Origin of the sequence: Aeromonas sp. Y289-2, from assembly GCF_027705925.1 — a bacterium.
GTDB classification, from domain to species: Bacteria; Pseudomonadota; Gammaproteobacteria; order Enterobacterales; family Aeromonadaceae; genus Aeromonas; species Aeromonas veronii.
On the sequence record NZ_JAPDCH010000010.1, the window covers coordinates 33,004 to 59,510 of the forward strand.

Below are 26,507 nucleotides of genomic sequence, written 5' to 3' on the forward strand. Positions count from 1 at the left end.
CGCCGTTTTTTATGGGGGAGTCACCGCTTGCTTACTGCACGCAGACGGGGCAGAAGGCGTAGGTGCCTTGCGGATCGTTGAAGCGGGTGAGCGGGTCGAGACTGCGGTTCACTTCCACCAATGCCTTGCCAAATCCAGCCGGCAGCCAGCTTTGCAACTGGGGGGCCAGTACTTGGGCACTGCTGTCAAACAGCTGGCGCAGGAACTTGTCCTTGGTGGACTCCTCCTGCTCGATGGGGGTCACCTGCCACTCCTTGAGGTTGGCGAGGTCGGCGGCGGCCTTGATGGCGTCATCCAGATTGCCGAACTCGTCCACCAGGCCCAGGGCCTTGGCATCCTCACCAGTCCAGACCCGACCTTCGGCCGCCTTCTCGGCCTCTTCCGGGCTCAGGCCGCGGCCCTTGCTGACCAGACCGATGAAGCGCTGGTAGGTATCTTCCACGCTCAGCTGGATTGCCTGACCGACGTGATCCGGCAGGGCGCGGGTCGGGCCGACGCCGACGTAATCTGTGGTGCCAACCCCGTCGGTATGCACACCAAACTGGGCCAACGCCTTGTCGATGGTGGCGAACATGCCGAACACCCCGATGGAACCGGTGAGAGTAGTCGGGGAGGCGAAGATCTTGTCCGCATCGGCGGAGATCCAGTAGCCACCGGAGGCGGCATAGCTGCCCATGGAGACCACTACCGGCTTGCCAGCCTGTTTCAGGGCCAGCAGCTCGGCGCGGATCTGCTCGGCGGCGAAGGCGCTGCCGCCGGGGCTGTCGACCCGCAGGACCACGGCTTTAACCTTGTCATCGCGACGGGCATCGGCCAGCAGGTCGGAGAGGCTATCACCGCCTATGGTACCGGCAGGCTGGACGCCATCCATGATGGCGCCGCTGGCGACCACCAGACCCACCTCATCCTTGCCGCTCTGGGGATATTGTTCCGGAATGGCAGCCAGATACTCTTTCAGGCCGACCCCTTTCCAGCCGTGGTCGTCCGCTTCACCCACCTCTTTAATGACCGCCTGGGTCATCTCGTCGCGGGTGGCCAGCTGATCCACCAGACCGTTGTCGAGGGCGTAGTTGGCGGCATTGCCACCGGCTTTGCGCAGCAGCTCGAGGAAGCGATCCTTGCCTGGCGCGACCGCCTCGGGTTCGATCTCCCGCTGCTCGGCTACGTCAGCCACATAGGATTGCCACAGCTGATCCAGCCAGCGCTGGTTCGCCTCCTTGCTCTCGGGGGACATCTCGTCGCGGGTATAGGGTTCGACGAAGGATTTGTAGGTGCCGACCTTGAATACATGCGGGGTGATGTTGAGCTTCTCCAGCGCCGACTTGAAGTAGGTCTGGTAGACCCCAAGCCCCTCTATTACCACGGCGCCACTCTGGTTGAGCAGCACGTGATCGGCGTGGGCCGCCAGCAGGTATTGCCCCTGAGTGTAGAAGTCAGCCATGGCGATCACCGGTTTGCCGCTCTCCCGGAAGGAGTCGATGGCGCTCGCCACCTCCTGCAGTTTGGTGAAGTTGGCACCCTGCAGTCCTTGCGGCTTGATGACCAGCGCCTTGATGCGCTCGTCATCCTTGGCACTCTTGATGGCCCACAGCAGGTCGGAGAGAACGATCTCGCTCGGCTGCTCATCGCTGCTGTCCATCTGGCGCAGCAACTGGACTGTGGGATCTGTCTGGGTGCGTTGCTCCACCAGCACGCCGTTGAGATTGAGGGTCAGCGCCCCTTCGATGGGCGCCTTGGGGGCCTCTTTCTGGCTGACGCTGAAGACGATGACCAGCACTACGATGAGAAACAGCAGATTGACCAGCATCAGCCGGGTGAAATTGAGCAGGCGCCACAGGCTGCGGAACAACCAACCCAGACCTTTGAAAATAGACATAGTCGCGTTATCGCCCTGTTAATGGGTAGAGAAGAGCCATTATTAACCAGTTGCGGGCGAAATTGCCATTTCCGACTGGCGGATCCCGTCTATCTTCGTTCAGGGCACGGCTGTTCGCTGAAAAATTGTCCAAACATTTGTTTGAAAAAGAATTTTCGATTCTTTACTCTAGCCTCAGTTTGATAACAAAAAATTAACTGGAGGCATCGTGAGCCGCTATCCGACCCTGCTGACCCCGCTCGACCTTGGTTTTACCCAGCTGCGCAACCGCGTCTTGATGGGCTCCATGCATACCGGCCTCGAAGAGGAGAAGGGCGGTTTTGACAAGCTGGCCGCCTTTTATGCCGAGCGCGCCCGTGGTGGCGTTGGCCTTATCGTCACCGGCGGCATCGCCCCCAATCTGCGCGGTCGGCTGGTACCTCACGGCTCCCAGCTGAGCTTCCCCTGGCAGTTAAGCAAGCACAAGAAGGTGACCAGCGCCGTGCATCAGGAGGGGGGCAAGATAGCGCTGCAGATCCTCCATGCCGGTCGTTACGCCTATCATCCGTTCAGTCTGGCGCCGAGCGCCCTCAAGGCCCCCATCTCCCCGTTCAAGCCGCGCGCCATGAGCGAGCGGCAGATCCGCGGCACCATTCGCGACTTTGCTGCCACCGCTGCGTTGGCCAAGGCGGCCGGTTATGACGGTGTCGAGGTGATGGGCTCGGAAGGCTATCTCATCAACCAGTTCATCTGCGAGCGTACCAACAAACGCACCGACGGCTGGGGCGGCAGCAGCGAAAACCGGATGCGCTTTCCGGTGGAGATTGTCCGCGCCATCCGTGAGCGGGTCGGCTCCGACTTCATCATTATCTTCCGCCTCTCCATGCTGGATCTGGTGGAGCAGGGTTCGACCCTGGAAGAGGTGATTGCCCTTGGCAAAGCGCTGGAAGCGGTGGGGGTGACCCTGATCAACACCGGCATCGGTTGGCACGAAGCGCGTATTCCCACCATTGCCACCAGCGTGCCGCGCGGCGCCTTCAGCTGGGTGACCGCCGAGCTGAAAAAGCATCTCAAGGTGCCGCTTATCACTACCAACCGGATTAACACCCCGGAGGTGGCAGAGCGGATTCTGGTGGGTGGCGAGGCGGATATGGTCTCCATGGCGCGCCCCTTCCTGGCTGATCCCGAATTTGTCATCAAGGCGGCCGAGAACCGGGCGGACGAGATCAACACCTGCATCGCCTGCAACCAGGCTTGCCTCGACCATGTGTTCAAGCAGAAGCGTGCCTCCTGTCTGGTCAATCCTCGCGCCTGTTTCGAGACCGAGCTGACCTTTGGCCGTGTGCCCCAGCCCAAAAAGCTGGCGGTGGTGGGGGCGGGCCCGGCCGGGCTGGCGTTTGCCTGCTACGCTGCCGAGCGCGGTCATCAGGTGAGCCTGTTCGATCAGGCCAGCGAAATCGGCGGCCAGTTCAACTTCGCCAAGCAGATCCCCGGCAAGGAGGAGTTTCACGAGACTCTGCGCTATTTTGCCAAGCGGTTGGAGAAGTGCGGCGTCGAGCTCTATCTCGGCCAGCGCCAGAGTGCCGAGAGCCTGCTCGGCGGCGGTTTTGACGAGGTGATCCTCGCTACCGGTATTCGTCCGCGCACCCCCAATATTCCGGGCATCGAACATCCCAAGGTGATGAGTTATCTCGATGTATTGCGGGATCACAAACCGGTCGGCCAGAAGGTGGCGGTGATCGGTGCCGGCGGCATCGGCTTCGATGTGGCCGAATTCCTTGTGGAGAAAAGGGTCGAGAAGAAGGTGGAGACGGATGCCGATGGGCACCGTGATCACTGGCTCAAGGAGTGGGGCATCGACAAACAGCTTGGCGAGCGCGGTGGCCTCACGGTTCCTGAAATCGACGCCCCCGAGCGCCAGATCTGGCTGCTCCAGCGCAAGGAGAGCAAGGTGGGCGACGGACTTGGCAAGACCACCGGCTGGATCCACCGTACCGTGCTCAAGAACCGCAAGGTGCAGATGCTCTCCGGGGTGCAATATCTGGGGATCGATGACGAGGGCTTGCACATTCAGGTGGGCGAGAGCAAGCAGTGTCTGCCGGTGGATCAGGTGATCGTCTGCGCCGGGCAGGAGCCCCTCAAGGAGCTGCAGGCCGGGTTGCAGGCGGCAGGCAAGCCGGTGCATATCATCGGCGGAGCCGACGTGGCTGCCGAGCTGGATGCCAAACGCGCCATCCGGCAAGGGGCCGAACTGGCTGCGGTCATCTAGCCAACTGTGCCCTCTTGTCCTTTATAGTGCGATAAACCCCTGAGCCTCAGGGGTTTTCTTCATTCGATGCTGTGCTAAGGTAGCGCCATCATTGCCCCAGAGAAGGAATTGCCCATGGATGCCCTCACCCTGTTGCTCAATCGCCACTCCTGTGGCCGTCTCGCCGATCCCGCCCCGAGCGGTGAGGTGCTCGACAATATCCTCAAGGCGGGTCTGCGCGCGCCGGATCACGGCACCCTGACTCCCTGGCAGTTCATTCTGTTTGAAGGGGAGGGGCGCGAGCGGCTGGGCAAGCTGCTGGCCGAGGCGGCCCGTGCTCGTGGCGAAGATGAAGAGAGCATCAAGAAGTGCAGCGAAGCGCCGCTGCGGGCGCCCTTGGTCGTCGCCGTGGCAACCCGTTATCAGGATCATCCCAAGGTGCCGAAACTGGAGCAGGAGCTCTCTGCCGGTTGTGCCCTGATGGCGATGCAGATGGCGGCGCAGGCGCAGGGCTTCAACGGTATCTGGCGCTCCGGCTGGTTTATCTTCGATGAGCAGATCAACAAAGGATTGGGACTGGCGGCAGAGGATCAGCTGGTGGGTTTCCTCTATCTCGGTACCCCCATGCTGGAAGCGCGTAAACTGCGCGAGCTGCCCATCGATGAGTTTGTCCGCCGTTTCTGACTTTTCGGCCACGTTGCGGTTGAGAGAAGCAAAGCCTCGAGAAATCGGGGCTTTTCTGTTTAACCGTGAATAGTAACCAGAGAAATTGGGGAAAATAAATGGGTCAAAGAGGCTTCGCGCGCCATAGCAGGTAATTATTTAAATAGTGCGATGTACCTCGCAATCCTGTTGTATTTCACTATGTAAAACGTTTGCGCGTTCGCTAATATCTCCCTGCCAGTTTAGAAGGGCACTCCTTCTAATTTTTCTGCGATGAGAGTCGCAATTCCGTAGCACCTTTTAACAGCCCAACGTCTTCGTGACATTGGGCTTTATTTTTATGGGGTGTCGGGGTTGCTGTGAGCTGATGGCAGCATCGTCATGCAGCCCGGTTGGCAGCCTTATGCCCTGTTTTTGGTTGGCAGGATCCGGGCCGGGTTGCCGACTACCCGAGCACCGGCCGGTACATCTTTGGTGACTACGGCGCCCGCGCCGACGATCGCCTCCCGCCCTATGGTGACGCCGGGCAGCAAGATGGCGCCGCCCCCAATCCAGACCTTGTCTTCAATGGTGACCGGCAGCGCCGTCTCTGTGCCCTGAATCCGTTCGTCGACCTCCAGTGAATGGGCTGCGGTATAGATCTGCACGTTTGGCCCAATCATCACGTTGGCTCCGATGCGGATGGGGGCATTGTCCAGCAGGGTGGCCCCCATATTGATGTAGGAGTCCTTGCCCAGGTGGATGTGGCGGCCATAGGTACAGTAGAGGGGCGGGCAGATAAAGGCGTTTTCTGCCAGTTCGCCAATCAGCTCCGCCAGTAGTGCCCGCTGCTCTGCTTCCTCTTCCGCCTGATTGAAACGGCGATAGCGCTGGGCCGCCTCCCGGCGCAACTGGGCCAGCTCGGGTGCCATGCAGTTGTACGGTTGGCTGCAAATCATCTTCTGGTATTCGCTCATGGCAGGGCCTCAATAATGTGGAAGAACGATGTTAATCCCTCATTGGCCAGAGAAGCGTGAACCGTCCCCCAGAGTAGGAAAGGGGGGAGAAACAACAAGAGCACCCGCGGGTGCTCTTGTTTAATAAAGATGCTGACTTGCCGCCTTGAGAGCGGGAGCTATGTTTAGCCGTGCTTGCGGCCGGAGAGGCGGCACCACTCTTCCTTGACGGCGGTCGGGTCCATTTCGAACCACTGGCCGTAGATGGTTTCCAGCTCTGGCGCCTGGCTCTCCAGCACGCCGGAGAGGGCCATCAGGCTGCCAGGCTTGCCGTGGCCGGCGATAAGTGGAGCCAGTTCGCGCAGCGGGCCGGCCAGGATGTTGGCGACCACCACGTCCGCTTCGACATCTTGCGGCTGGTCGGCCGGCAGGTAGAGCTCAATCTGGTCGGCGACGCCGTTGCGCGCGGCGTTGTCGCGGCTGGCCTGAATGGCCTGCGGGTCGATGTCGATACCGATAACGCGGGCAGCACCCAGTTTCAGGGCGGCGATGCCGAGAATGCCGGAGCCACAGCCAAAATCGACCACGGTTTTACCGGTCAGATCCAGCCCGTCCAGCCACTGCAGGCAAAGAGCCGTGGTGGGGTGGGTACCGGTACCGAAGGCCAGACCCGGATCCAGCATCACGTTGACCGCATCGGGGTTCGGCACATCGCGCCAGCTCGGGCAGATCCAGAGGCGCTCGCCAAACTGCATAGGGTGGAAGTGATCCATCCACTCGCGCACCCAGTCCTTGTCTTCCAGCTGCTCGACCTTGTAGCCGACGTTTTCGCCGAAGATCTGCCGGAAGAAGGCGATGGTGGGGGCCGGATCGGTTTCGGCATCAAACAGACCCATCACTTCGGTCTCGCCCCAGAGCGGGGTTTCACCGGGCATGGGTTCATAGACGGGCACATCCTTGGCATCCATAAAGGTCACCGCCTGGGCTCCACGCCCCAGTAGCATGTTGCTCACCTTGTCTGCGGTCTTGGCAGTGGCGTTGATTCGAATTTGTATCCAGGGCATGGCGTCGACTCTTCATAAATGTGAAACCGCGAGATTCTACCATCATGGGGCAGTGCTGTCGTGGTTTGCCCATGACGTGGAGGGATTCGGGGGCTTTTGCCGGATTGGCACGGTTCCTGTATTGCACTATGCAGGCGAAGACGACCGGTTTTCGCTGAACGCTTTGCTCAAGTTCCGTCATCTTTCACTGCCACCCTCGGGTGGCATTTTTTTCTGCGCTTGTTTGCCTGGTAAACAGTCTGCCAGACAAAAAAAAGAGCAAGGTCGGCTCCTTGCTCAAGGACGGGCTGACGCCGTTTTGGCGCATTCATGCTGTTGTTGGCACGCCAGATGCAAAGACTAATATGTCCTGCATAAGGATATGTGTGTGATTGTTACCCCAATGTTCAGGTATTCAGGCCATTTCTCGCGAAATGGCCTCTTTTTTGGCTGATTGTCGGACGTTGGCCTGCCACAGGCTGTCATGAGTGCCGCTGGTTGTGCCCGTTTGGGGCATCTCCTTGGTGAACTTATCCCATCATGGTGCGTTTGAGGGCTTAGTTGGCAAAGCCGCTCACGTCGATCACCAGCTTGCCAACCATGCGGCCCGCCTCGACCTCGGCATGGGCCTGAGCCAGCGTGACCGGGGTCAGTGACGGGATGGTTCTGGTCAGGGTGGTCTGCAATACCCCTTCATCGACCAGTGCCGCCACCCGGCCGAGCAGGCGGTGCTGCTCGATCATGTCCGGGGTCTGGAACAGGGAGCGGGTGAACATGAACTCCTGGCTGAAGGTGACGCTCTTGCTCTTGAGCAGGGAGAGATCCCACGGCTCGCTCGATTCGGCGATGGTACAGATATGGCCAAACGGGCGGATCAGCCCGGCCATGGTGGCCCAGTGCTCGGCGGTGGCGTTGGTGCAGAAGATGGCATCGACCTGGGTGATGCCAAGGGCGGTCAGCTCCTCCTGCAACTTGTGGTGGTTCACGACCTGATGGGCGCCCATCTCGAAGCACCACTCGTGGCTCTCGGGGCGGGAGGCGGTCGCAATCACCTCCATGCCGGTGAGCTGGCGAGCGAGCTGGATGGCGATGGAGCCCACGCCACCGGCGCCGCCGATGATCAGCAGTTTGCCACGGCTTTCGCGGGTAAGAGCGAAGCGCTCGAACAGGGTCTCCCAGGCTGTGATGGCGGTGAGCGGCAGGGCGGCGGCCTCCACATCGCTCAAGCTGGTGGGGGCGATGGCGGCGATGCGTTCATCCACCAGTTGCAGGGCGCTGTTGCTGCCCGGACGGCTGATATCGCCGGCATACCAGACCCGGTCGCCCGCCTTGAACAGGGTGACTTCGCTGCCGATGGCGATCACTTCCCCCACCGCATCCCAACCCAGTACCCGGGGTGAGCTTTCAATTTTTGCCTTGGGGGAGCGCACCTTGGTATCTACCGGATTGACGGAGGTGGCAGTGACCCGCACCAGCAGATCCCGCGGGCCCGGAACCGGATCGGGCAGGTTGGCGGCGATGAAGCAGTCGGGGTGGTTGCTTGGCAGATAGTGAGTCAGGGCAATGGCTTTCATGGTTTTTCCTTTCAAATCGCTGTGTTCGGGATTGCCACTCACTCTAGTCTGGTTGATTATCAAGATTAAGATGGGTAATCGGTAAAGACTGTTTGAATATATGAACAATGTCGATCTGGAGTTGATGGGACTGTTTGCCACCGTGGTGGAGCAGGGGAGCTTTACCCGAGCCGCCGAGCTGCTCGGTATGCCCAAGTCGTCGGTGAGCCAGAAGATCTCGCGGCTCGAATCCCAGCTCGGGGTGCGGCTGTTGCAGCGCACCACCCGCAGGTTGAGCCTGACGCCACAGGGTGAACTCTATGTGGAGCACTGTCAGGGGCTGCTGGCACTGGCCCGCAGTGCCAATCTGGCGATGGCACGGCTGCGCTCGGCCCCGGCGGGGCGTGTGCGGATCACTGCCCCCGAGGCGACCGGCACCCTGCTGCTTGGCCGGATCCTCGCCGAGTTTCGCGCTCTCTATCCCGAAGTGGTGCTGGAGTTGACCCTGAGTGACGAACAACTCGATCTGGTGGGGGAAGGTTATGATTTGGCGCTGCGGGCGGCGCCGCTGAAAGACTCCAGCCTCATCTGTCGGCGTATCGGTGAGGTGGCGCGCCATCTGGTGGCGGCGCCCGCCTATCTGGCTGCCCACGGCATGCCGCAACAGCTGAGCGAGCTGGGCCGTTATGCCTGTCTGGTGCACTCGGCCATGCCGGTGTGGCCATTGCAGGAGGGTGGCTGGCGGCCGCAGGGGGCCTGTGTCAGCAACAGCTTGCTGGCGCTGCGGGAGATGGCGCTCCATGACGGGGGGATTGCCCTGTTGCCCCACCATGTCTGTGAGGGGGATTTGGCGGCGGGGCGGTTGCAGAAGGTGTTGCCAGATCAGCCCATTCCGGCCAACCCGTTTTACCTGATCTATCCGAGTCGGGAGCATCTGGCCCCCGCTCTGCGCACCCTGATGGATTTCGTGGCCGAGCGGTTGCCGTTTGCCTGAGTTACCAGCTGCTCTGGCTGGCCGACTCCTGATTGGGTTTGAGGCCGAGGGGGACCGACTGGCGCTCCGCCAGCATGCGGATCTGCCCTTCAATCAGGCTGGCGCTGGGGCCCAGCACCAGCACCAGCTGGTGGTCGTTGAGCTGGATCCAGGAGAGGCAGCCCAGGCCCAGCAGGCGAGATTCATCCACCAGTGAAATATCGCGCACCCGCAGGCTGAGGCGGGTGATGCAGACACTCATCGCCACCAGATTGTCCATCCCGCCCAGCACCTTGAGGTACTGGATCGCCAGCATCTGCGGGTCTGAGGGGGCAACGCTGGCAAGGCGCGGATGCTCCACCGCGATGGGCTTGCTCGGCATGCTGAGGGGGGCACGCTCCAGCAGTTGGTAAAAGAGCAGGGTGTAGGCGACGAAAAACAGTATACCGACCGGGATGAGCCAGAAGCTGTGCTCCCCTGCCTGATAGCTCAGCACCAGATCCAGCAGACCGGCGGAGAAGTAACTGCCCACCTTGATCCCCAGCCCGCTACAGACAGCGAGCGATAGCCCGGTCAGCAGGGCGTGGGCGAGAAACAGCCAGGGGGCGGTAAAGGCGAACAGAAACTCGATGGGCTCTGTGATACCCACCAGTGCCGAGGTGAGCGCCAGGGTGAGCAGCAGCCCGCCCTGTGGCAGCCGCTGCATCCGTTGGCGGTGCAGCCAGATGGCAAAACAGGCGCCCGGCAGGCCGAACATGATGATGGGGTAGAGACCGGCCACATACCCTTCATGAAGGGGCTGGGCGGTGGCCAGCGCCTGCAGGTTGCTCTCGCCAAGGCCGATGACGCTGCCCAATACCTGATGGAGCCCGAGTGGGATCAGCAGTCGGTTGAGTGTGCCGTAGCAGAAGGCGCCAAACGGCGTGGTGAGCAGCTCGGAGGTGAGCAGGGTCAGCCCGCGCTCCAGTGGCGGCCACAGCAGCGAGAGGGGGATGGCGATCAGCAGGCAGGCCAGGGCCGACACCAGCAGGCTGGGAAACTCCCCCCTGGCGACCTGCAGCCAGCGGGGCAGCGTTTGCTGGTGAACCCAGGGATAGATGATGGCGGTGGTGAGCCCCGCCAGCAGACCGCAGATCATGTCGGCGTGCAGGTTGGGGGCTAGCGTATTGAAAGCTGTGCTGAGCAGCAGGAAGTTGACCGCCCCCGCCAGCGTCTGTCCGCCCAGCTCCTGTCGACTCAGACCAAAGGCGATCGCCACCGCATAGATGAGCGGCATCTGGCTGAAGATCGCCTGACCGGTGAGGGAGAGCACCGCCAAATCGAGCACGTCGGGTTGCCCAAGCCGGTAGATCAACGCCGCCATCGGCAGGATGGAGACGGGCAGCAGCAGGGCATAACCGAGCCGCTGCAGGGCTTGAGTAACGACTTGTCGAGTGGCTTTAACGGGCATACAGCGGCTACGTTCTGTGACTTGGCGCACAGTTTAACCGGAAAACACCTATTTGGGGATAGTTTTGGAACCCCTAATTTATATTTTTATTATTTCTGCCCGAAAAGCTCGCGCACTTCCCGCGAGGGCGGTGCCGTCAGCAGGCTGATCGTGATAAAGACCACCAGCGCCAGCGTGAGGCTTGGCACGATGGCGTGCAGGCCAGCCAGCTTGATCCCCCACTGACTGAGTACCCCATAGCTGACGATGCCGCTGACCATGCTGGCCAGTGCGCCCGGGCCGTTGGCCCGTGACCAGTAGAGGCCGAGCACCAGCGGCCAGAGGAACACCGCCTGCAGACCGCCAAAGGCGAGCAGGTTGAGCCAGATGATCATCTCCGGCGGTTGCAGCGCCGCCAGCAGTACCAGGGTGCCCAAGATCAGGGTGCAGAGCAGGGAGAGGCGGGGAATGCGCACTTCCAGCTTCTCCTGCTTTGGATTGAGATAGTTGAGGTAGAGATCCTTCACCAGAGTGGCGGAAGCCTGGATCAGCTGGGAGTCGATGGTGGACATGATGGCTGCCATCGGCGCCGCCAGAAAGACCCCGGCCAGCCAGGGGGGCAGCACTTCCATCATCAGGGAGGGCATGATCTTGTCCGGGCTGTCCATGCCCGGCAGGATGGCGCGGCCAAGGGCACCCGCCAGATGCATGCCAAACATCAGCAGGGCGCTGACCACTGTGCCGATCAGAATGCCGCGATGGAGCGCCTTGCTGTCGCGATAGCCAAAACAGCGCAATGCCGAGTGGGGCAGCCCCACCACCCCGACACAGACCAGGATCCAGAAGCTCAGCATAAAGGGCTGGGTCAACATGTCGCCGGCCCCCTGCGGGCTCACAAGCTTGGGGTCGATCTCCCTGAGCTGGTGGATGAGGTTCGGCAGGCCGTCACCGGCAATCAAAATCCCCGCCAGCAAGGCGCCGGTGCCGATCAGCATGATGATCCCCTGCAGGGCATCGGTCATCACCACGGCGCGGAAGCCGCCGATGATGGTGTAGAGCAGCACACAGCTGGCAAACAGCATCAAGCCCTGCTGGTAGGAGAGCCCGGTGGCGGTCTCCAGCAGGCGGGCGCCGCCGATGAATTGCACCACCATGGTCGCGATAAAGGCGAGGATGATAGTAATGGAGCCGAGGATCACCACCGCCTTGCTCTGGTAGCGGGCCCACAGCATATCGTTGATGGTCACCGCATTGACTCGGCGGGCGATGATGGCGAACTTCTTGCCCAGTACCCCCAGGGTCAGCCAGACGGTGGGCAGCTGGATCATCGCCAGCAACACCCAGCCCAGACCGATCTTGTAGGCCGCGCCCGGCCCGCCGATAAAGGAGGAGGCCGAGGTGTAGGTAGCCACTAGCGTCATCGCCAGCACCAGCCCGCCCATGCTGCGGTTGCCGATGAAGTACTCCTGCACGAAGTTGCCTTCGGCGCGATGGCGGCTGGCCCAAAAACCCACCCCCAGCACCAGCACCAGATAGATGACGAGCGGCAGCATCAGCTCAAGATTCATGGGATGACTCCTTGCCGGAAGGGGAGTGGGTATCGAGGGGGATCTCCACAAACAGCCGGTTCACCATCAGGGCGCAGAGCAGAATGAACAGCAGCGGCATCACCATGCAGCTGAGCAGGAACCACAACGGCAGCCCCCACAACTCCAGCTGGAGCGGGATAAAATAGGCGGTGCCATACCAGGCAAAGAAGTAGAGCAGGGTCAGCAGCAGGCAGAAAGCTGCTTCCCGGCGGGCGAGAGCAAAACGGTTCACCTTGGCCTCCGACAAATTTGAGGGGCGCAAGGATAACAAAAAAGGGCCATGTCGCCATGGCCCTTTTTCAGCAGAGGCTCCTTGCGGAGCAGACTTCCACCGGAAGTCCGGTCTCTATCAGCGATCCTTACAGACCCAACTTCTTGTGCAGGTAGTGGGCGTTGGTACTGCCACCGTGCAATGTCATCGGGTCTCTATCAGCGCTCCTTACAGACCTAACTTCTTGTGCAGGTAGTGGATATTGGTGCCACCGTGCTGGAAGTTTTCGTCTTTCATGATCTCTTTTTGCAGCGGTACGTTGGTCTTGATCCCTTCCACCACCAGCTCGTCCAGCGCATGACGCATGCGGGCGATGGCAATGTCACGATTCTCGCCGTAGCAGATCAGCTTGCCGATCATCGAATCGTAGTGGGGCGGTACCTTGTAACCGGCATAAATGTGGGAGTCCCAACGCACGCCCAGACCACCCGGCGCGTGGAAGCGCTGCACCAGACCCGGAGAGGGCATGAAGGTGGCCGGATCTTCGGCGTTGATCCGGCACTCGATGGCATGGCCACGGATGCGGATATCCTGCTGGGTGATCGACAGGGGTTGACCGGCGGCGATGCGCAGCTGCTCCTTGATCAGATCGATACCGGTGACCATCTCGGTGACCGGATGCTCAACCTGAATACGGGTGTTCATCTCGATGAAATAGAACTCGCCGTTCTCGTACAGGAACTCGAAAGTACCCGCGCCGCGGTAGCCGATCTCGATACAGGCGCGCACACAGCGCTCGCCGATGAACTTGCGCATTTCGGCGGTGATGCCGGGCGCCGGCGCCTCTTCCACCACTTTCTGGTGGCGACGCTGCATGGAGCAGTCACGCTCGCCCAGATAGAGGGCGTTGCCCTGGCCGTCTGCCAACACCTGAATTTCGATGTGGCGCGGGTTTTCCAGGTACTTCTCCATGTAGACCATGTCGTTCTTGAAGAACTGACCTGCTTCGGATTTGGTCAGCGCGATGGCGCCCGCCAGTTCCGCTTCATTGCGCACCACGCGCATACCGCGACCACCACCGCCACCGGCGGCCTTGATGATCACCGGATAGCCGATGCGCTTGGCAATGGCGGCGTTGTGCTTGGCGTCGTTGTCGACGGGGCCGTCAGAGCCCGGTACACACGGTACGCCCGCTTTCTTCATCGCTTCGATGGCGGAGACCTTGTCACCCATCAGGCGAATGGTCTCGGCGCGCGGGCCGATGAAGATGAAGCCGGATTTTTCGACCACTTCGGCGAAATCGGCATTCTCGGAGAGGAAGCCGTAACCCGGGTGGATGGCCACAGCACCGGTTACCTCAGCGGCGGCGATGATGGCCGGGACGTTGAGGTAGGATTCAGTACTGGCCGGTCTGCCGATACATATGGATTCGTCGGCCAGCAGCACATGTTTGAGCTCCCGGTCGGCGGTGGAGTGAACGGCCACTGTCTTGATCCCGAGCTCTTTACAGGCGCGCAGGATCCGCAGGGCAATTTCACCGCGGTTGGCGATGACTACTTTGTCCAACATGGGTGGCGATTTCCCTTATTCGATGATGAACAGCGGCTCGTCAAATTCGACGGCCTGACCATTTTCAACCAGGATCGCTTTGATCACACCGGCCTTGTCAGACTCGATTTGGTTCATCATTTTCATGGCTTCGACGATGCACAGGGTGTCGCCGACATTGACTTGCTGACCCACTTCCGCGAACGGCTTGGCATCCGGGCTGGAGGAGCGGTAGAAGGAGCCAACCATCGGGGAGCGCATCAGGTGACCGCTCGGGGCGGCATCTGCGGCCGGTGCGGCGGCAACCGGGGCTGCAGCGGCAGGTGCGGCAACCGGAGCAGCTTGCTGCATCATCATCTGCGGCATGGCGGTGGTCACCTGACCGGAGAAGTTGCGGCTGATGCGAACGGACTCTTCACCTTCGGAGATCTCCAGTTCGGCGATGCCGGACTCTTCAACCAGTTCAATCAGCTTCTTGATTTTGCGGATATCCATTAGCATTCTCTTTCTTCTTTATCTGATCAGTGATTATCAAGCCGCGCGCAGATGGTGCACGGCCGCGGTTAAAGCGAATTGGTAGCCATCGGCCCCCAGACCACAAATGACCCCTTTTGCGACATCAGACAGATAGGAGTGATGACGGAACGGCTCCCTGGCATGGACGTTTGACAGGTGAACCTCGATAAAAGGGATGGCGACACCCAGCAGCGCATCGCGAATGGCGACGCTGGTGTGGGTGAAGGCGGCTGGATTGATGATGATAAAATCCACCTGGCCCATGGCCTGATGGATGCGGCCGACCAACTCATGTTCGGCGTTTGATTGCAGATGTTCCAGAGTGACACCGAGTTCGCTGGCGTTAAGCTTCAGATCGGCGACGATCTCATCAAGCGTCTTGCTGCCGTAGATACCCGGTTCCCGTTTGCCCAGCAGATTCAGGTTTGGTCCGTTGAGCAGGAGAATTCGGTGATTTTGCGACATATTGAGTACATCCTCGATGATAATGCTGCTATCTATCAGCTATCTTGTGGACTACCAGAAATCTAGCCATTTTCTGCGCAAATCGGTGTGCCCTGGCACACAGATTTCGCAATTATATTGATTTCGTGAAAATTAGCAGCATTTTACTGGTCTAATCTCTACATCTGGCTATTTATTGCACGCTTTTGTCGGCAAGGCTTCGTGTCTACCGCCTTGCTGTTTGCTGGCAGATAAGAAACGACAAAGCCGGCACAGGGCCGGCTTTGTTGAGCAACAAACGAAGCGGGATCAGGCTGCTTCCGACTTCTCGCGAATGAGTTTGTCTACTACCCCCGGATCCGCCAGGGTGGAGATATCCCCCAGGCTGTCGGTCTCGCCGGTGGCGATCTTGCGCAGAATTCGCCGCATGATCTTGCCGGAACGGGTCTTCGGCAGCCCCTCTGCCCAGTGGATCACGTCCGGCGTGGCGATGGCACCAATCTCCTTGCGCACCCACTCCTTCACCTCTTTGTGCAGCTCGCGGCTCGGCTCTTCCCCGGCGATCAGGGTGACATAGGCATAGATACCCTGACCCTTGATCTCGTGAGGAACCCCCACCACCGCGGCTTCAGCGATCTTGGGATGGGCCACCAGCGCCGATTCAATTTCGGCGGTACCCATGCGGTGGCCAGAGACGTTGAGTACATCATCCACCCGACCGGTGATCCAGTAGTAGCCGTCCTCGTCGCGACGGGCACCGTCGCCGGTGAAGTAGCGGCCCGGGAAGGTGGAGAAGTAGGTCTGCTCAAAGCGCTCATGATCGCCGAATACGGTGCGCATCTGGCCCGGCCAGGAGTCGGTGATCACCAGATTGCCCTCGGTGGCGCCCTCCAGCGGCTCGCCCATGTTGTCCACCAGCGCCGGTTGCACCCCGAAGAAGGGACGAGTCGCCGAGCCCGGTTTCAGGTCGGTGACGCCGGGCAGCGGCGTAATCAGGATGCCGCCGGTCTCGGTCTGCCACCAGGTATCGACAATGGGGCAGCGCTCATCGCCAATGGTGCGGTAGTACCACTCCCAGGCTTCCGGGTTGATGGGTTCACCCACCGAACCCATGATGCGCAGGCTTTGGCGCGAGGTGCCGGTGACCGCTTCGTTGCCCTTGGCCATCAGGGCGCGGATGGCGGTGGGGGCGGTATAGAGGATGGTGACCTGGTGCTTGTCCACCACCTGACTCATGCGGTTGGTGGCCGGGTAGTTGGGCACCCCTTCGAACATGATGGTGGTGGCACCATTGGCGAGCGGCCCGTATACCAGATAGGAGTGACCAGTGACCCAGCCCACATCGGCGGTACACCAGTAGATATCCTCTTCGTGGTAGTCGAACACATATTTGAAGGTGAGGGTGGCATAGACCAGATAGCCGCCGGTGGTGTGCAGCACCCCTTTGGGTTTGCCGGTGGAGCCGGAGGTATAGAGGATAAAAAGCGGATCTTCGGCGTTCATCGCCTCGGGCGGGCAGTCGCTGCTGACGGCGGCGGTCGCTTCATGCCACCAGATGTCGCGGTGGTTGTGCCAGGCGACATTACCGCCGGTGCGCTTGAGCACGATCACCTTGTTGACCTGGGTTTCCGGGTTGGTGAGCGCTTCATCCACATTCTTCTTGAGCGGCACCGGACGGCCACCACGCAGCCCTTCGTCGGCGGTGATTACGATGCGCGAGCCCGAGTCGATGATGCGGCCGGCCAGTGCTTCCGGCGAGAAGCCGCCGAAGACAATGCTGTGTACCGCGCCGATGCGGGTACAGGCCAGCATGGCGATGGCGGCTTCCGGCACCATGGGCATATAGAGGCAGACCACGTCGCCGCGGTGCACCCCTTGGGCTTTCAAGACGTTGGCAAACTTGCACACTTCGCTGTGCAATTCGCGGTAGGTGAGTTTGCGATCTTCGGCAGGGTTGTCCCCTTCCCAGATGATGGCGACCTTGTCACCCCGTTCGGCGAGATGGCGATCGAGACAGTTGGCCGAGACGTTGAGCTGGCCATCTTCAAACCATTTGATGGAGACATGGCCTGGATCGTAGGAGGTGTTCTTGACCTTGGTATAGGGTTTCATCCAGTCGAGAATTTTTCCCTGCTCTCCCCAGAAGGTATCGGGATCCTCGACGGAGGCTTGATACATGGCGGCGTAGTCGCCCTTGTCGAGCAGTGCATTGCTGCTGATGTGGGGTTTGACCGGGTAGACCTTGCTCTCGCTCATCACTCACTCCTTTGAATAGATCTTTTAATGGTTTCTTAACAACTTATACCTTTGGTGGCGGGGGGCAATTAGACTTTTGGATAGGCGGCAACAGTTGGTTACAGGACAAAGAGTGACAATTAATCGGTGGTTGAGTAAAAGGGGGCCCTGTCGATTAATTGGAGGTCATGATGTTTTCTCTGTTGCTCTGTGCATCCCTTTGGCAGTTTGATGCGCCAGTGCCCGCTGGCGAACCTCCGAAAGAGTTTGCGATCACCCATCAGGAGGCTTCACCTGCGCTGCGGGATCGGGTGGCCGATCAGCTTGGTCATGCATGGCAGGCCAAAGAGCCTGGCACCAGACTTACTTTCAGCGAGCCAGCCCCCCGTTATGCTGGCGAATCACCGTTGACGCGTATGCTCAATGATCGTGATGATGGTTGGGAATCCCGCTTGCAGATTGAGTGGTAATCCGGTCGGCAGCCAGGAGGCGGATGCCTCCCGGCTGGTGATGATGATTGCCTGCCGCTATGAGACGTAGCGTTGATGCAGGCGATCTCCCATATGTTCTACATGCAGTGGTTTGCTGAACAGATAGCCCTGTCCTTCGCCGCAGTTGAGTGATTGCAAGAAGGCGTGTTGTGCCTTGGTTTCAATCCCTTCGGCGGTGACCTCCATATCCAGGCTGTCGGCCAGATTGATGATGGTGCGGCAGAGCTCCCGACTGTTCTTGTCTTCCGGTAATGCCTGCACAAACGCCCGGTCGATCTTGATGCGATCGATCGGCAGTGTCTTGAGCAGACTCAGTGACGAGAAGCCGGTACCAAAGTCATCGATGGCAATCTGCACGCCGAGATTTTTCAGGCGGGTAAAGAGATCCAGACTCTGTTCGACCCGCTGGATGATGCTCTCCGTCACTTCAATCTCCAGCCGTTCTGGCGGAAATCCGGTCTCGGCCAGAATGGCGGCGACCCGTTCAACGTAGCCCGGGGAGCGCATCTCCCGCACCGACACATTGACCGACAAGCGGGGTACCGGCAGTCCGGCGGCCAGCCAGTTTTGCCCCTGCTCGCAGGCATTGCGCATCACCCACTCGCCAATTTTCTCGATCAGGCCGCACTCTTCCGCCACCGGAATAAAGCGGGTCGGCGCTATCATTCCCTCATTCGGATGCTGCCAGCGCAGCAGGGCTTCCAGTCCACTCAGGTGGCCGTTGGCCAGATTGGTCATGGGTTGATAGAAGATGCAGAGCTGTTCGAGCTCCAGGGCCTTGAGCAGGCCCTGCTCAATCTGCATCCGCTCGCGGGCTCGAGCCGCCATGCAGGGGGTATAGAACTGGAAGCCGTTGCGCCCCTGACTTTTCGCCTCGTACATGGCGCTGTCGGCGGCGCTGACCAGGGTTTCCGGGCTGTCTGCATGATCCGGATAGATGGCGATACCGATACTTGCCGAGATTGCCACCAGCTCATGGGCCAGCTCAACCGGTTCACGCAACACGGTCAGCAGGGTATTGGCCAGGGTTGCCAGCTCGTTAGGCTCCTCCAGATAGGGGATCAGCACCAGAAACTCGTCTCCCCCGAGGCGGGTCGCCAGATCGTTGTGTTGCAGGCAGCCGCGGATCCGCTCTGCCAGCCGCTTGAGCAGCTCATCGCCAACTCCGTGGCCCAGGCTGTCGTTGATCAGTTTGAAGCCATCCAGATCGATAAAGAGCAGCCCCAACCGTTTGCGATTGAGCTGCGCGGTTTTCAGCTCAAGGGCTAGCCGCTCCTGCAACAGATGGCGATTGCCCAGCTCGGTCAGGGGATCATGATAGGCAAGGTGGTTCAGCTCGGCCTCCACCTTGCGAATGGCGCTGATGTCGGAGAGGGCGATCACATAGTGAGTGGTGTTGTTGAAGTTGTCATAGACAGCGCTGATCTGCTGCCAGGAGGAGAAGTAGCTGCCATCCTTGCGTAGACAAACCATCTCGCCATGCCAGGCGTTGTTGCCGGGGCGCAGGTGATACCAGGGATAGTCGAGGTCGGTGTAGCGCCTGGGATGCATGATGATATCCGGGGTGCGGCCTATTACCTCCTCGGCATTGTATTGGGTCAGCATGGTGAAGGCCGGGTTGACCGACAGAATATGGTGCTCGCTGTCGAGGATGATGATCCCCTCGGCCGTGGTATCGAATACCACGTTGGCCTGATGGAGTCGCTCCTCCTGACGGCGGCGGGCGGTGGCATTGTGAATGACCCCCATGACCCGGTGGCCGACCGACTCGGTGGCGGGGACATGGTCGGCATGAATATCGACCCAGTGGCGCTCGTTGAGTGCGGTAAGGTAGCTCAGGGTGAGATGGATGGGGTCATGACTTTGCAGGGCAGCCTTGAGCTGGCTGCCGGATTCCGGTTCAAAACAGTCGACGAACGCTTGCAGCCCGCCGTGGAACTGGTTGGCTTCGATGCCCAGCAGCGGCTCAATCTGGCCGTCGAACAGTAATCTGTCCTCCGCCACGTGCCACTCCCACACCCCGATTTGGGCCGCTCGCATTGCCAGTTGCAGCCGTTGTTCGGTTTCGTACTGCTCGGTGATGTCCCGTACGATGGCGAGGATGCCGTTCAGCTCTCCCTTCTCATCACGCATCGGGCTGTAGGTGGCCTGAAAGCGGCGTGAGCTGCTGTCGTACGCCGCGGTTTGGCCCGTGATGGCGATATCCACGTAGGGCATGCCGCTTCGCATGATCTGCTGAAACATGGGCTCCAGGGTCGGGGCCAGCTTGGGAACCACCTCTCTGAGGTGCTTGCCCTGATGCTCCTCGATGCTTTTGCCATTGATGTCGGCCAGCACCTGATTGACTTTACGGTAGCGAAATTCGCAGTCAAAGACGCCGATGCCCAGAGGGGCATTATCCATCAGCTGTTCCAGGACGGTGTGATCTGACAGCTGGGTCAACATTGCCTCGGTGTCGGCGTTGAAAAGCTTCCCATCCATGATGACCTCGGCATTGATTGTTTTATCACTTGCATCAGTTGTCAGTATGGCACGAACTGTTTGGCCGGGAGTCAAGCGGAGTTATCTGGTTGTTTTGACGGCAAGAATAGGCAGAAAAACCTGATAAAAAGGATGGAAAAAGGGGGCGAGTGGTTATCCCTTCTGGCGACCAAACGCCTGAATACCGCGCACAAATACCAGCCAGCCGAGCAGGTGGAACGGGAGGGCAAGCAGATAGAGCAGCAGGAAGTGCGACTCGCTGCCACTGCTGTTGATGAAGTCGATCCAGGCGGCCAGCAGCGCCAGCATGCCGGCAATCTGGAAGCGGCGGCGCAACACCACCTCGACGCCGAGATTGGCAAGGTAGAGGGTGAGCAGGATGCCAGCAAATCCGGTGAGCTGGGCGGTGCCGTAGAGCTCGCGATCCGGGTTGAACAGCAGCGCAATCAGGGGAGTAATGCCCTGATCCAGCGGGATCAGGGCCAGCAGCCAGCATGCAATCAGAAGCAGGGCTGTCTTCATCGCGGCCTCAGTCGGCAGACGGTGCCGGTTTGACCAGAGAGAGGTAGTTGGCATCCATCTTGAGGAAGACCCCCAGCAGACGGGCACTGGCGCCGTAGAAGCCAAACCGGTCGGCGGCGCGACAGGCGCTTTCGAACTTGTCAAACCAGCCCAGCAGATGGCCGTGCAGCAGCGCTTCCTGCTCGTCGAGCCAGCGTTCCCGCTCGGCCGCGCTCTTGGCTTCCGCCGCGCGGATGATGAGATTGCCCATCAGATCCAGCTCGATTGCCAGATGGTCGGCAGGCTCTTTGTATTTATCGCTGACATTGATGCCGAGGCGATCGAGGCGGGCCTGCATCTCTGCCATCGGGGCCTGCATCAGTAGCTTTGCATCGCCACGATAGAGCGATTCGTAGGGCAGGGCGCCCTGTTTGGGATCCACCAGAAACAGGCCGGCGAAGTCGGCGGCGAGTTCCAGCTGGCGATCCGTGCGCACCAGCAGGCGGGCGATGGCATCGTTGAGTTCGGCCACGGCTTCACGCATCGGATCCAGGGTGGAGAGGCTTTTCAGGAAGCTTCGCACATCATAAGTGTCATATTCGGCGATCTGCTCATCACTGAGTTCGGCGGCGAACAGGGTGGAGAACCACCAGTAGAGTTCGGCCCGGCGTTCGCTGGTAGCCATAAATTCCTGCATTTTTCCTCCGTGGATGGCAATCGGGAGCCTTGATGGCTCCCGATTCTAACGACTTTAAAAATAAAGGAAACTCAAGGGGTCGCTTTCGTCCCCCCGGGGTCAGAGTGCCGGGAACATGGGGTCGATGCCCTTGGCCGATTCCGGCGCGCCGAAGGCGGTGACAGCAGGTGCCTGTCCTCGGAACTTCTCGATCTCCACCAGCGCGGTATGGGCCGTTGTGGCCTGCGCCAGGCTGGAGGAGCCGATGTCGGCGGTCAGCACGTTGGGATCGCCGTAGGTACAGAGAGTCCCTACCTTGCCGCCCTCTTGCGGGCCATACCAGGCCCCTTCCTGAATGCGCACCACCCCGGGGGCGTAGTCATCGCTCACCACCAGACCAGCCAATACCTGACCGCGGCCGTTGAACACCCGCACCAGATCGCCGTCCTTGAGGCCGCGGGATTTGGCATCCTGCGGATTCATGTAGACAGGTTCGCGCCCCTGCACCGTGTAGGTGGTGCGGTAGTTGTCGGAGGAGCAGAGCTGGCTGTGCAGCCGCTTGTCCGGGTGGCAGGATTGCAGGTGCAGCGGGTACTGTTTGCTGCCCGGCCCGCCGTGGGAGCGCTCGTAGGGCTCGATCCAGACCGGATGGCCCGGGCAATCCCCATAGCCGTAGTCGGCGATGGTCTTGGAGTAGATCTCGATAAGGCCGGACGGGGTACCGAGGGGTTCCAGATCCGGCTCCTGACGGAACGACTCGTGGCGCACCCAGGGCTGGCCCGCCGGGAAGGTGACGAAGCCCTCGCCGTGCCAGAACTGGCTGAAACGGGGCAGTCGAATGCCGATGCCGCGACCCTGCAGGCGGGCGTCGTCATAGATGCTCTGGATCCACTCCAGCTTGCTCTTGCCGCCGGTGAACTCGGCCTCGCGACCGAATCGACGGCAGAGATCGGCGAAGATGTCGTAGTCATCCCGCGCCTCGAACAGCGGCTCCACCACCTTGTACATGGCCAGAATGCCCGCATTGGAGTGAGAACCCCACTGCTCGATGTCATCCCGCTCATAGGTGGTGGTGGCGGGCAGCACGATATCGGCGAAGCGGCAGCTGGCGGTCCACTGGTGATCGATGCTGACCACGGTTTCCAGCTTGCGCCAGGCCGCGACCATCTTGTTGCGATCCTGCTGGTGGTGGAACGGGTTGTTGCCGCAGAACACCGCCATCTTCATGTGGGGGTAGGTGATGGTCTGGCCGTTGAAGGCGATCTGCTTGCCCGGATTGAGGATGCAGTCGACGAAGCGGGCCACCGGAATGTATTTGGAGTAGCCCTTCCAGTCGCCGTCATGGAGCGGCTTGACCCCGGGAATGACCGAGCTGAAACCGGACATGATGGGGCCGCTGGAGGTGATGGTGCCCGCCCCGTTGTAGTGCCAGCCAAAGCCGTAACCGCCCCCCGGCAGGCCGATCTGGCCAATCATCGAGGCCAGTACCACCAGCATCCAGGCGTACTGCTCGCCGTGGTGCATGCGCTGCACACACCAGCCGCCGATAAGCTGGGTGCGTCCACTGCTCATGGCGCGGGCCAGCTCGCGGATGGTCTCGGCTGGTACGCCACAGATGGCGGCGGCCCACTCGGCGTCCTTCACCTGACCATCACTGGTGCCCAGCAGGTAGGGCAGGAACTTGTCAAAACCGGTGGTGTAGTTCTTCAGGAACGCCTCGTCGTGGCGCTTCTCGCTGTAGAGGGTATGGGCGATGCCCAGCATCAGCGGCACGTCGGTCTGCGGATTCAGGGTCACCTGATCGCAATTGAGGTACTTCTGGGTCTTGGATTTGACCGGATCGACGCTGATCACCCGGATCTCGCCCTTGGCCACCTTCTCTTTCAGCTGTGCCCAGTAGTCGTAGACGCTGTGATCCGGCACCAGCCAGCCCACCTGCAGATTCTTGATGGGATCGGAGCCCCAGATAACGATGGTTTTGCTGTGCTCCAGCACCAGCGGCCAGGAGGTTTGCTGCTCATACACCTCCATGGCGCCCGCCACGTGGGGCAGGATCACCTGGGCGGCACCGGTGGAGTAGTCACCGGCCTTGGCCAGATAGGTGCCGTGCAGGTTCATGGCGCGCCCCAGCATGGCGCCAGCGGAATGCAGCTTGCCCACCGACTGCCAGCCAGAGTGACCTGCATAGAGGGCGCTCGGGCCATAGGTCTTCTGCACCCGCTCCAGCTCGTGATAGAAGAAGTCCAGCGCCTGTGACCAGGTGACCCGCACAAAGCGGTTCTGGCCGCGTTCGCTGGTGTCGGACTGGTGGCCCTTGCGCAGCCAGTCCAGCCGTACCATGGGGTAGCGGATGCGGGAGGGGTTGTAGACCACTTCACTCAAGGCCTTGAGCATGTCGGTGGGGTGCTTGTCATGCTCGAACGGCAGGGTATCGACCCAGCGGCCATCGACCACCCGGGCGCGGAAGGCGCCCCAGTGGGAGCCAGATTGCACCAGCTTGTCGCCAGACTCGGCGGCCATCACGATACGACCGAGCAGGGAGGGGCCGATCAGGGCGGAGGCACCGCCAGCCAGCAAGCCACCCAGAAAACCACGACGGGAAATATTGATCATCTTGTTATTCCTCTTTCGAATCCGGACTTAGTGGCTGTCCTGACCACCGGTATCGGCGGCATGGTTTTGCAGGTATTTGAGCAGGGTGCGCTCCTCTTCCTTGCTCAGGCGATAGTAGGCAGACATTGCCTTGAGCCCCGAGATCCAGCCGTTGGCAGTGAAGTGAGCGGGATCCGGCGCGCCGTGGCAGGAGTTGCAGGTGGATTTGTACATCTCGCCGGCGTAATCCCAGATCGGCTTGAGCGAGGACTCAAAGCCCTTGCCATCGACCCAGGCCTGCACCTGAACCTGCTCCCACTTGATATGGGTGGCGCTGTCGGTCTCCTGCTTGAGCACTTTCTCGCTCGCTTTCAGTTCATCACGGATGGTGGCGACGAAGACCCGCTTGCCCATGTATTCACTCAGCACCCGGCCCTTGCCATCGCTCTCGCGCCACCCTTCGATGGTCACCTTGAGGCGATCGCCGCTGCGGTCCACCACGTCGATACGGGAGGCGGGCAGCAGTTTGCCGACCGGGTCGGTGCTCTGTTCGCTGGCATAGAGATCTTTTTCACCCAGGTTGTAGAGGGTCTCGGTGGCTGGCGCCTCTTGCGCGTCGTTGACCAGAGTGGCGTAAGTGGCCCGGAAGCCCCCCGCCATGTTGGGCAGTTCGTGGGCGATGCCCTTGTGGCACTCGATGCAGTTCATGTTCTTCGCCGCCGCATCTTTCATCGCCAGCGCTGCCGCCGGGGACTGCTTGGCGTGATCCATGTTGTCGTAGCTGTGGCAGGACTTGCAGGTCTTGGAGTTCTGGCTGCTCATCCGCGCCCACACCTTCTCGGCCAGATGCAGGCGCCGGTCCTCGAACTTCTCCTGGGTGTCGATGCTGTGGCCTATGTACTCCTGATAGAGGTCGTTGGCCGCCTCCATCTTGCGGGCCACCTTGCCGACAAAGTCCTTCGGCTGGTGACAGTCGGTACAGACCGCCTGTACCCCTGAGGCATTCTTGAAGTGGATGGACTCCTTGTACTCCGGATAGACGGTGTCTTTCATGGAGTGGCAGGAGATACAGAATTCGAGGCTGCTGGTTTTCTCAAAGCCATAGTGCAGGCCGACGGTGCCCGCGAGGGTGACGCCGACGCCCACCAGAAGCAGCGCCAGTACCGACCAGCGACGGCTGGGGGTGCGCAGGAAGTGCCACAGTTTTTTCATCATGCTCTCTCACATCACTTTTTTGATGGGAGCCATGATAGGGAGGCGTTGTGAACAGGGCTGCCGCCACAAATTAATGAAATAGGGGTATTTATGACAAAATGTGAATAGAATAATCCTCCCTTGTCGACCATCGTGAACCCTGCCCATGAGCTACCACATTCTGGTTGTTGAAGATGATGCGGTTACCCGCGAGAAGCTGACCGGCTATTTCGAGCGGGAGGGCTATCGGGTGACGGCGGTCGAAAATGGCCAGGAGATGCGCGCCGTGCTGGCGGAGCAGACGGTCGATCTGGTGATGCTGGATATCAACCTGCCGGGGGAAGATGGTCTGCTGCTGACCCGTGAACTGCGGGCGCGCAGCACGGTGGGGATCATTCTGGTCACCGGCCGCAGTGATGCGGTAGACCGGATAGTTGGCCTCGAGATGGGGGCCGACGACTATGTCACCAAGCCGTTCGAGCTGCGGGAGTTGCTGGTGCGGGTCAAGAATCTGCTGTGGCGGATCTCGCTGGCGGCCGCCGCGCCGAGCGAGCCTGCGGTGGCTGATGATGCGGTGCGCTTCGGCCCCTGGCGTTTTGACATTCCCCGTCGCCAGCTCAGCAAGGACGGAGTGCCGGTGCGGCTGACCAAGGCCGAATATGAAGTGCTGGTGGCCTTTGTCGCCCATGCCGGGCGGGTGCTCAGTCGGGAGCGGATCCTGACCCTCATCAGCCATCGCGGCGATGGCCCGAGCGATCGCACCATAGACGTGTTGATCCGGCGGCTGCGCGGCAAGATGGAAGCGGATCCGCGGGATCCCCAGCTGTTTGTCACCGTCCATGGTGAAGGCTATCTGTTTGCCGGTGAGATAGCCTCCTGACCTCGTTACGGTGGCCTTGACCTGTTTGACCGGGTATCAGACCGGCGGTCGGGTATCAAATTGCGGGCAGTCGTCGCCAATCTGGTGCCAGGGCGCCTTGGAGCCAACGAAGATGTGAAACGTGGGTCGCTGGCTCGGCACATCGTCCAGTACCCCGAGGCGCAGGTTGATCTTGCCGCTGCTGCTCTTCTGGCTGAACAGGCTGGAGCCGCAGTGGCGACAGAAGGCCAGGGTGGTCTCTGCCGATTTCCGGTAGCGGCCGATGGCCTCTTCTCCCTTCACTATGGTGACCTTGCTGCCATCCAGTCCGCCAACCGAGGCGTAATCTCCCCCTGAAAACTTGCGACATTCGCTGCAGTGGCAGTTCCCCATATAGTCGAACTGATCCGGCAGGGTCAGGGCGACGGCGCCGCACAGGCAGCTGGCATGTAACTCTTTCATCTCTTCTCC

At 60.5% G+C, this 26,507-nt stretch carries 22 protein-coding genes; 5 read left to right on the forward strand and 17 right to left on the reverse strand.

The annotated features are described in order from the left end of the window. Positions 1-31: 31 nt before the first annotated feature. Entirely contained in the window at positions 32-1,876 is a 1,845-nt protein-coding gene (gene sppA / locus OKC43_RS14930; protein WP_236271676.1) for a signal peptide peptidase SppA, read from the reverse strand. Between the two features lie 208 nt (positions 1,877-2,084). Here sppA and OKC43_RS14935 point away from each other — a divergent pair, with 208 nt between their 5' ends. Both OKC43_RS14935 and OKC43_RS14940 read left to right on the forward strand, forming a co-directional pair. Beyond that, on the forward strand, positions 2,085-4,124 hold the full coding sequence (locus OKC43_RS14935; protein ID WP_236271677.1) for an NADPH-dependent 2,4-dienoyl-CoA reductase: 2,040 nt from the start codon (positions 2,085-2,087) through the stop codon (positions 4,122-4,124). A 114-nt stretch (positions 4,125-4,238) separates the two neighbouring features. Further along, positions 4,239-4,787, forward strand: a complete 549-nt coding sequence (locus tag OKC43_RS14940) for an NAD(P)H nitroreductase (RefSeq protein ID WP_179902439.1) — start codon at positions 4,239-4,241, stop codon at positions 4,785-4,787. A gap of 380 nt (positions 4,788-5,167) precedes the next feature. On the opposite strand, the gene OKC43_RS14945 is transcribed toward OKC43_RS14940, so the two are convergent. The 3 genes from OKC43_RS14945 to OKC43_RS14955 all read right to left on the reverse strand — a co-directional run bounded on the left by OKC43_RS14945 (position 5,168) and on the right by OKC43_RS14955 (position 8,318). Further along, on the reverse strand, positions 5,168-5,722 hold the full coding sequence (locus tag OKC43_RS14945; RefSeq protein WP_236271678.1) for a sugar O-acetyltransferase: 555 nt from the start codon (positions 5,720-5,722) through the stop codon (positions 5,168-5,170). A 164-nt stretch (positions 5,723-5,886) separates the two neighbouring features. Next, on the reverse strand, positions 5,887-6,765 hold the full coding sequence (gene prmA / locus OKC43_RS14950; protein ID WP_236271679.1) for a 50S ribosomal protein L11 methyltransferase: 879 nt from the start codon (positions 6,763-6,765) through the stop codon (positions 5,887-5,889). A 536-nt stretch (positions 6,766-7,301) separates the two neighbouring features. Beyond that, complete coding sequence (locus tag OKC43_RS14955; protein WP_236271680.1) at positions 7,302-8,318, reverse strand: zinc-binding alcohol dehydrogenase family protein; 1,017 nt, start codon at positions 8,316-8,318, stop codon at positions 7,302-7,304. A 100-nt stretch (positions 8,319-8,418) separates the two neighbouring features. On the opposite strand from OKC43_RS14955, the gene OKC43_RS14960 reads away from it, so the two are divergent. Next, on the forward strand, positions 8,419-9,291 hold the full coding sequence (locus OKC43_RS14960; protein WP_005338917.1) for a LysR family transcriptional regulator: 873 nt from the start codon (positions 8,419-8,421) through the stop codon (positions 9,289-9,291). 1 nt (position 9,292) lies between these two features. Here the strand turns inward: OKC43_RS14960 and OKC43_RS14965 are convergent, their stop codons facing one another. From OKC43_RS14965 to acs, 7 genes are all read right to left on the reverse strand, one after another. Beyond that, positions 9,293-10,720, reverse strand: a complete 1,428-nt coding sequence (locus tag OKC43_RS14965; RefSeq protein ID WP_120414876.1) for a PTS transporter subunit EIIC — start codon at positions 10,718-10,720, stop codon at positions 9,293-9,295. Between the two features lie 89 nt (positions 10,721-10,809). Then, on the reverse strand, positions 10,810-12,267 hold the full coding sequence (panF, locus tag OKC43_RS14970; RefSeq protein ID WP_236271681.1) for a sodium/pantothenate symporter: 1,458 nt from the start codon (positions 12,265-12,267) through the stop codon (positions 10,810-10,812). Further along, positions 12,257-12,520 carry a YhdT family protein gene (locus tag OKC43_RS14975; RefSeq protein WP_005338912.1) on the reverse strand — a complete coding sequence of 88 codons (264 nt, stop codon included), beginning with the start codon at positions 12,518-12,520 and terminating at the stop codon, positions 12,257-12,259. The genes panF and OKC43_RS14975 overlap by 11 nt, the downstream gene beginning before the upstream one ends. 207 nt (positions 12,521-12,727) lie before the next feature. Beyond that, on the reverse strand, positions 12,728-14,068 hold the full coding sequence (accC, locus tag OKC43_RS14980) for an acetyl-CoA carboxylase biotin carboxylase subunit (RefSeq protein ID WP_005338910.1): 1,341 nt from the start codon (positions 14,066-14,068) through the stop codon (positions 12,728-12,730). A gap of 15 nt (positions 14,069-14,083) precedes the next feature. Continuing rightward, entirely contained in the window at positions 14,084-14,542 is a 459-nt protein-coding gene (gene accB / locus OKC43_RS14985; protein ID WP_005338908.1) for an acetyl-CoA carboxylase biotin carboxyl carrier protein, read from the reverse strand. A gap of 36 nt (positions 14,543-14,578) precedes the next feature. Then, positions 14,579-15,028: a type II 3-dehydroquinate dehydratase gene (aroQ, locus tag OKC43_RS14990; protein WP_005338907.1), complete on the reverse strand. Its 450-nt coding sequence runs from the start codon at positions 15,026-15,028 to the stop codon at positions 14,579-14,581. A gap of 288 nt (positions 15,029-15,316) precedes the next feature. Beyond that, complete coding sequence (gene acs, locus OKC43_RS14995) at positions 15,317-17,263, reverse strand: acetate--CoA ligase (RefSeq protein ID WP_123173670.1); 1,947 nt, start codon at positions 17,261-17,263, stop codon at positions 15,317-15,319. A 167-nt stretch (positions 17,264-17,430) separates the two neighbouring features. Here acs and OKC43_RS15000 point away from each other — a divergent pair, with 167 nt between their 5' ends. Beyond that, on the forward strand, positions 17,431-17,712 hold the full coding sequence (locus OKC43_RS15000; protein ID WP_225315392.1) for a hypothetical protein: 282 nt from the start codon (positions 17,431-17,433) through the stop codon (positions 17,710-17,712). A 57-nt stretch (positions 17,713-17,769) separates the two neighbouring features. Here the strand turns inward: OKC43_RS15000 and OKC43_RS15005 are convergent, their stop codons facing one another. The 5 genes from OKC43_RS15005 to torC form a co-directional block, all read right to left on the reverse strand. Continuing rightward, positions 17,770-20,214 (reverse strand): sensor domain-containing protein, encoded by a 2,445-nt coding sequence (locus OKC43_RS15005; RefSeq protein WP_409010827.1) that lies wholly within the window; start codon positions 20,212-20,214, stop codon positions 17,770-17,772. Between the two features lie 153 nt (positions 20,215-20,367). Continuing rightward, complete coding sequence (locus tag OKC43_RS15010; RefSeq protein WP_042080620.1) at positions 20,368-20,736, reverse strand: hypothetical protein; 369 nt, start codon at positions 20,734-20,736, stop codon at positions 20,368-20,370. A gap of 7 nt (positions 20,737-20,743) precedes the next feature. Next, positions 20,744-21,412, reverse strand: a complete 669-nt coding sequence (gene torD / locus OKC43_RS15015) for a molecular chaperone TorD (protein ID WP_236271682.1) — start codon at positions 21,410-21,412, stop codon at positions 20,744-20,746. A gap of 99 nt (positions 21,413-21,511) precedes the next feature. Next, positions 21,512-24,004 carry a trimethylamine-N-oxide reductase TorA gene (gene torA, locus OKC43_RS15020; RefSeq protein WP_236271683.1) on the reverse strand — a complete coding sequence of 831 codons (2,493 nt, stop codon included), beginning with the start codon at positions 24,002-24,004 and terminating at the stop codon, positions 21,512-21,514. Between the two features lie 27 nt (positions 24,005-24,031). After that, positions 24,032-25,198 (reverse strand): pentaheme c-type cytochrome TorC, encoded by a 1,167-nt coding sequence (gene torC, locus OKC43_RS15025; protein ID WP_236271684.1) that lies wholly within the window; start codon positions 25,196-25,198, stop codon positions 24,032-24,034. A 145-nt stretch (positions 25,199-25,343) separates the two neighbouring features. Between torC and torR the strand changes: the two genes are divergently transcribed. Continuing rightward, positions 25,344-26,057: a two-component system response regulator TorR gene (gene torR, locus OKC43_RS15030; RefSeq protein WP_042080622.1), complete on the forward strand. Its 714-nt coding sequence runs from the start codon at positions 25,344-25,346 to the stop codon at positions 26,055-26,057. Between the two features lie 36 nt (positions 26,058-26,093). Here torR and OKC43_RS15035 read toward each other — a convergent pair whose 3' ends face one another. Further along, positions 26,094-26,498: a GFA family protein gene (locus OKC43_RS15035; RefSeq protein ID WP_236271685.1), complete on the reverse strand. Its 405-nt coding sequence runs from the start codon at positions 26,496-26,498 to the stop codon at positions 26,094-26,096. Positions 26,499-26,507: the final 9 nt, after the last annotated feature.

Bases quoted from the DNA above. Each gene is read 5' to 3' on its own strand.
- sppA (WP_236271676.1), bottom strand. From the start codon at position 1,876: ATGTCTATTTTCAAAGGTCTGGGTTGGTTGTTCCGCAGCCTGTGGCGC.
- OKC43_RS14940 (WP_179902439.1), top strand. From the start codon at position 4,239: ATGGATGCCCTCACCCTGTTGCTCAATCGCCACTCCTGTGGCCGTCTC.
- OKC43_RS14945 (WP_236271678.1), bottom strand. From the start codon at position 5,722: ATGAGCGAATACCAGAAGATGATTTGCAGCCAACCGTACAACTGCATG.
- prmA (WP_236271679.1), bottom strand. From the start codon at position 6,765: ATGCCCTGGATACAAATTCGAATCAACGCCACTGCCAAGACCGCAGAC.
- OKC43_RS14955 (WP_236271680.1), bottom strand. From the start codon at position 8,318: ATGAAAGCCATTGCCCTGACTCACTATCTGCCAAGCAACCACCCCGAC.
- OKC43_RS14960 (WP_005338917.1), top strand. From the start codon at position 8,419: ATGAACAATGTCGATCTGGAGTTGATGGGACTGTTTGCCACCGTGGTG.
- OKC43_RS14965 (WP_120414876.1), bottom strand. From the start codon at position 10,720: ATGCCCGTTAAAGCCACTCGACAAGTCGTTACTCAAGCCCTGCAGCGG.
- panF (WP_236271681.1), bottom strand. From the start codon at position 12,267: ATGAATCTTGAGCTGATGCTGCCGCTCGTCATCTATCTGGTGCTGGTG.
- accC (WP_005338910.1), bottom strand. From the start codon at position 14,068: ATGTTGGACAAAGTAGTCATCGCCAACCGCGGTGAAATTGCCCTGCGG.
- accB (WP_005338908.1), bottom strand. From the start codon at position 14,542: ATGGATATCCGCAAAATCAAGAAGCTGATTGAACTGGTTGAAGAGTCC.
- aroQ (WP_005338907.1), bottom strand. From the start codon at position 15,028: ATGTCGCAAAATCACCGAATTCTCCTGCTCAACGGACCAAACCTGAAT.
- acs (WP_123173670.1), bottom strand. From the start codon at position 17,263: ATGAGCGAGAGCAAGGTCTACCCGGTCAAACCCCACATCAGCAGCAAT.
- OKC43_RS15000 (WP_225315392.1), top strand. From the start codon at position 17,431: ATGATGTTTTCTCTGTTGCTCTGTGCATCCCTTTGGCAGTTTGATGCG.
- OKC43_RS15005 (WP_409010827.1), bottom strand. From the start codon at position 20,214: ATGGATGGGAAGCTTTTCAACGCCGACACCGAGGCAATGTTGACCCAG.
- OKC43_RS15010 (WP_042080620.1), bottom strand. From the start codon at position 20,736: ATGAAGACAGCCCTGCTTCTGATTGCATGCTGGCTGCTGGCCCTGATC.
- torD (WP_236271682.1), bottom strand. From the start codon at position 21,412: ATGCAGGAATTTATGGCTACCAGCGAACGCCGGGCCGAACTCTACTGG.
- torA (WP_236271683.1), bottom strand. From the start codon at position 24,004: ATGATCAATATTTCCCGTCGTGGTTTTCTGGGTGGCTTGCTGGCTGGC.
- torC (WP_236271684.1), bottom strand. From the start codon at position 25,198: ATGATGAAAAAACTGTGGCACTTCCTGCGCACCCCCAGCCGTCGCTGG.
- torR (WP_042080622.1), top strand. From the start codon at position 25,344: ATGAGCTACCACATTCTGGTTGTTGAAGATGATGCGGTTACCCGCGAG.
- OKC43_RS15035 (WP_236271685.1), bottom strand. From the start codon at position 26,498: ATGAAAGAGTTACATGCCAGCTGCCTGTGCGGCGCCGTCGCCCTGACC.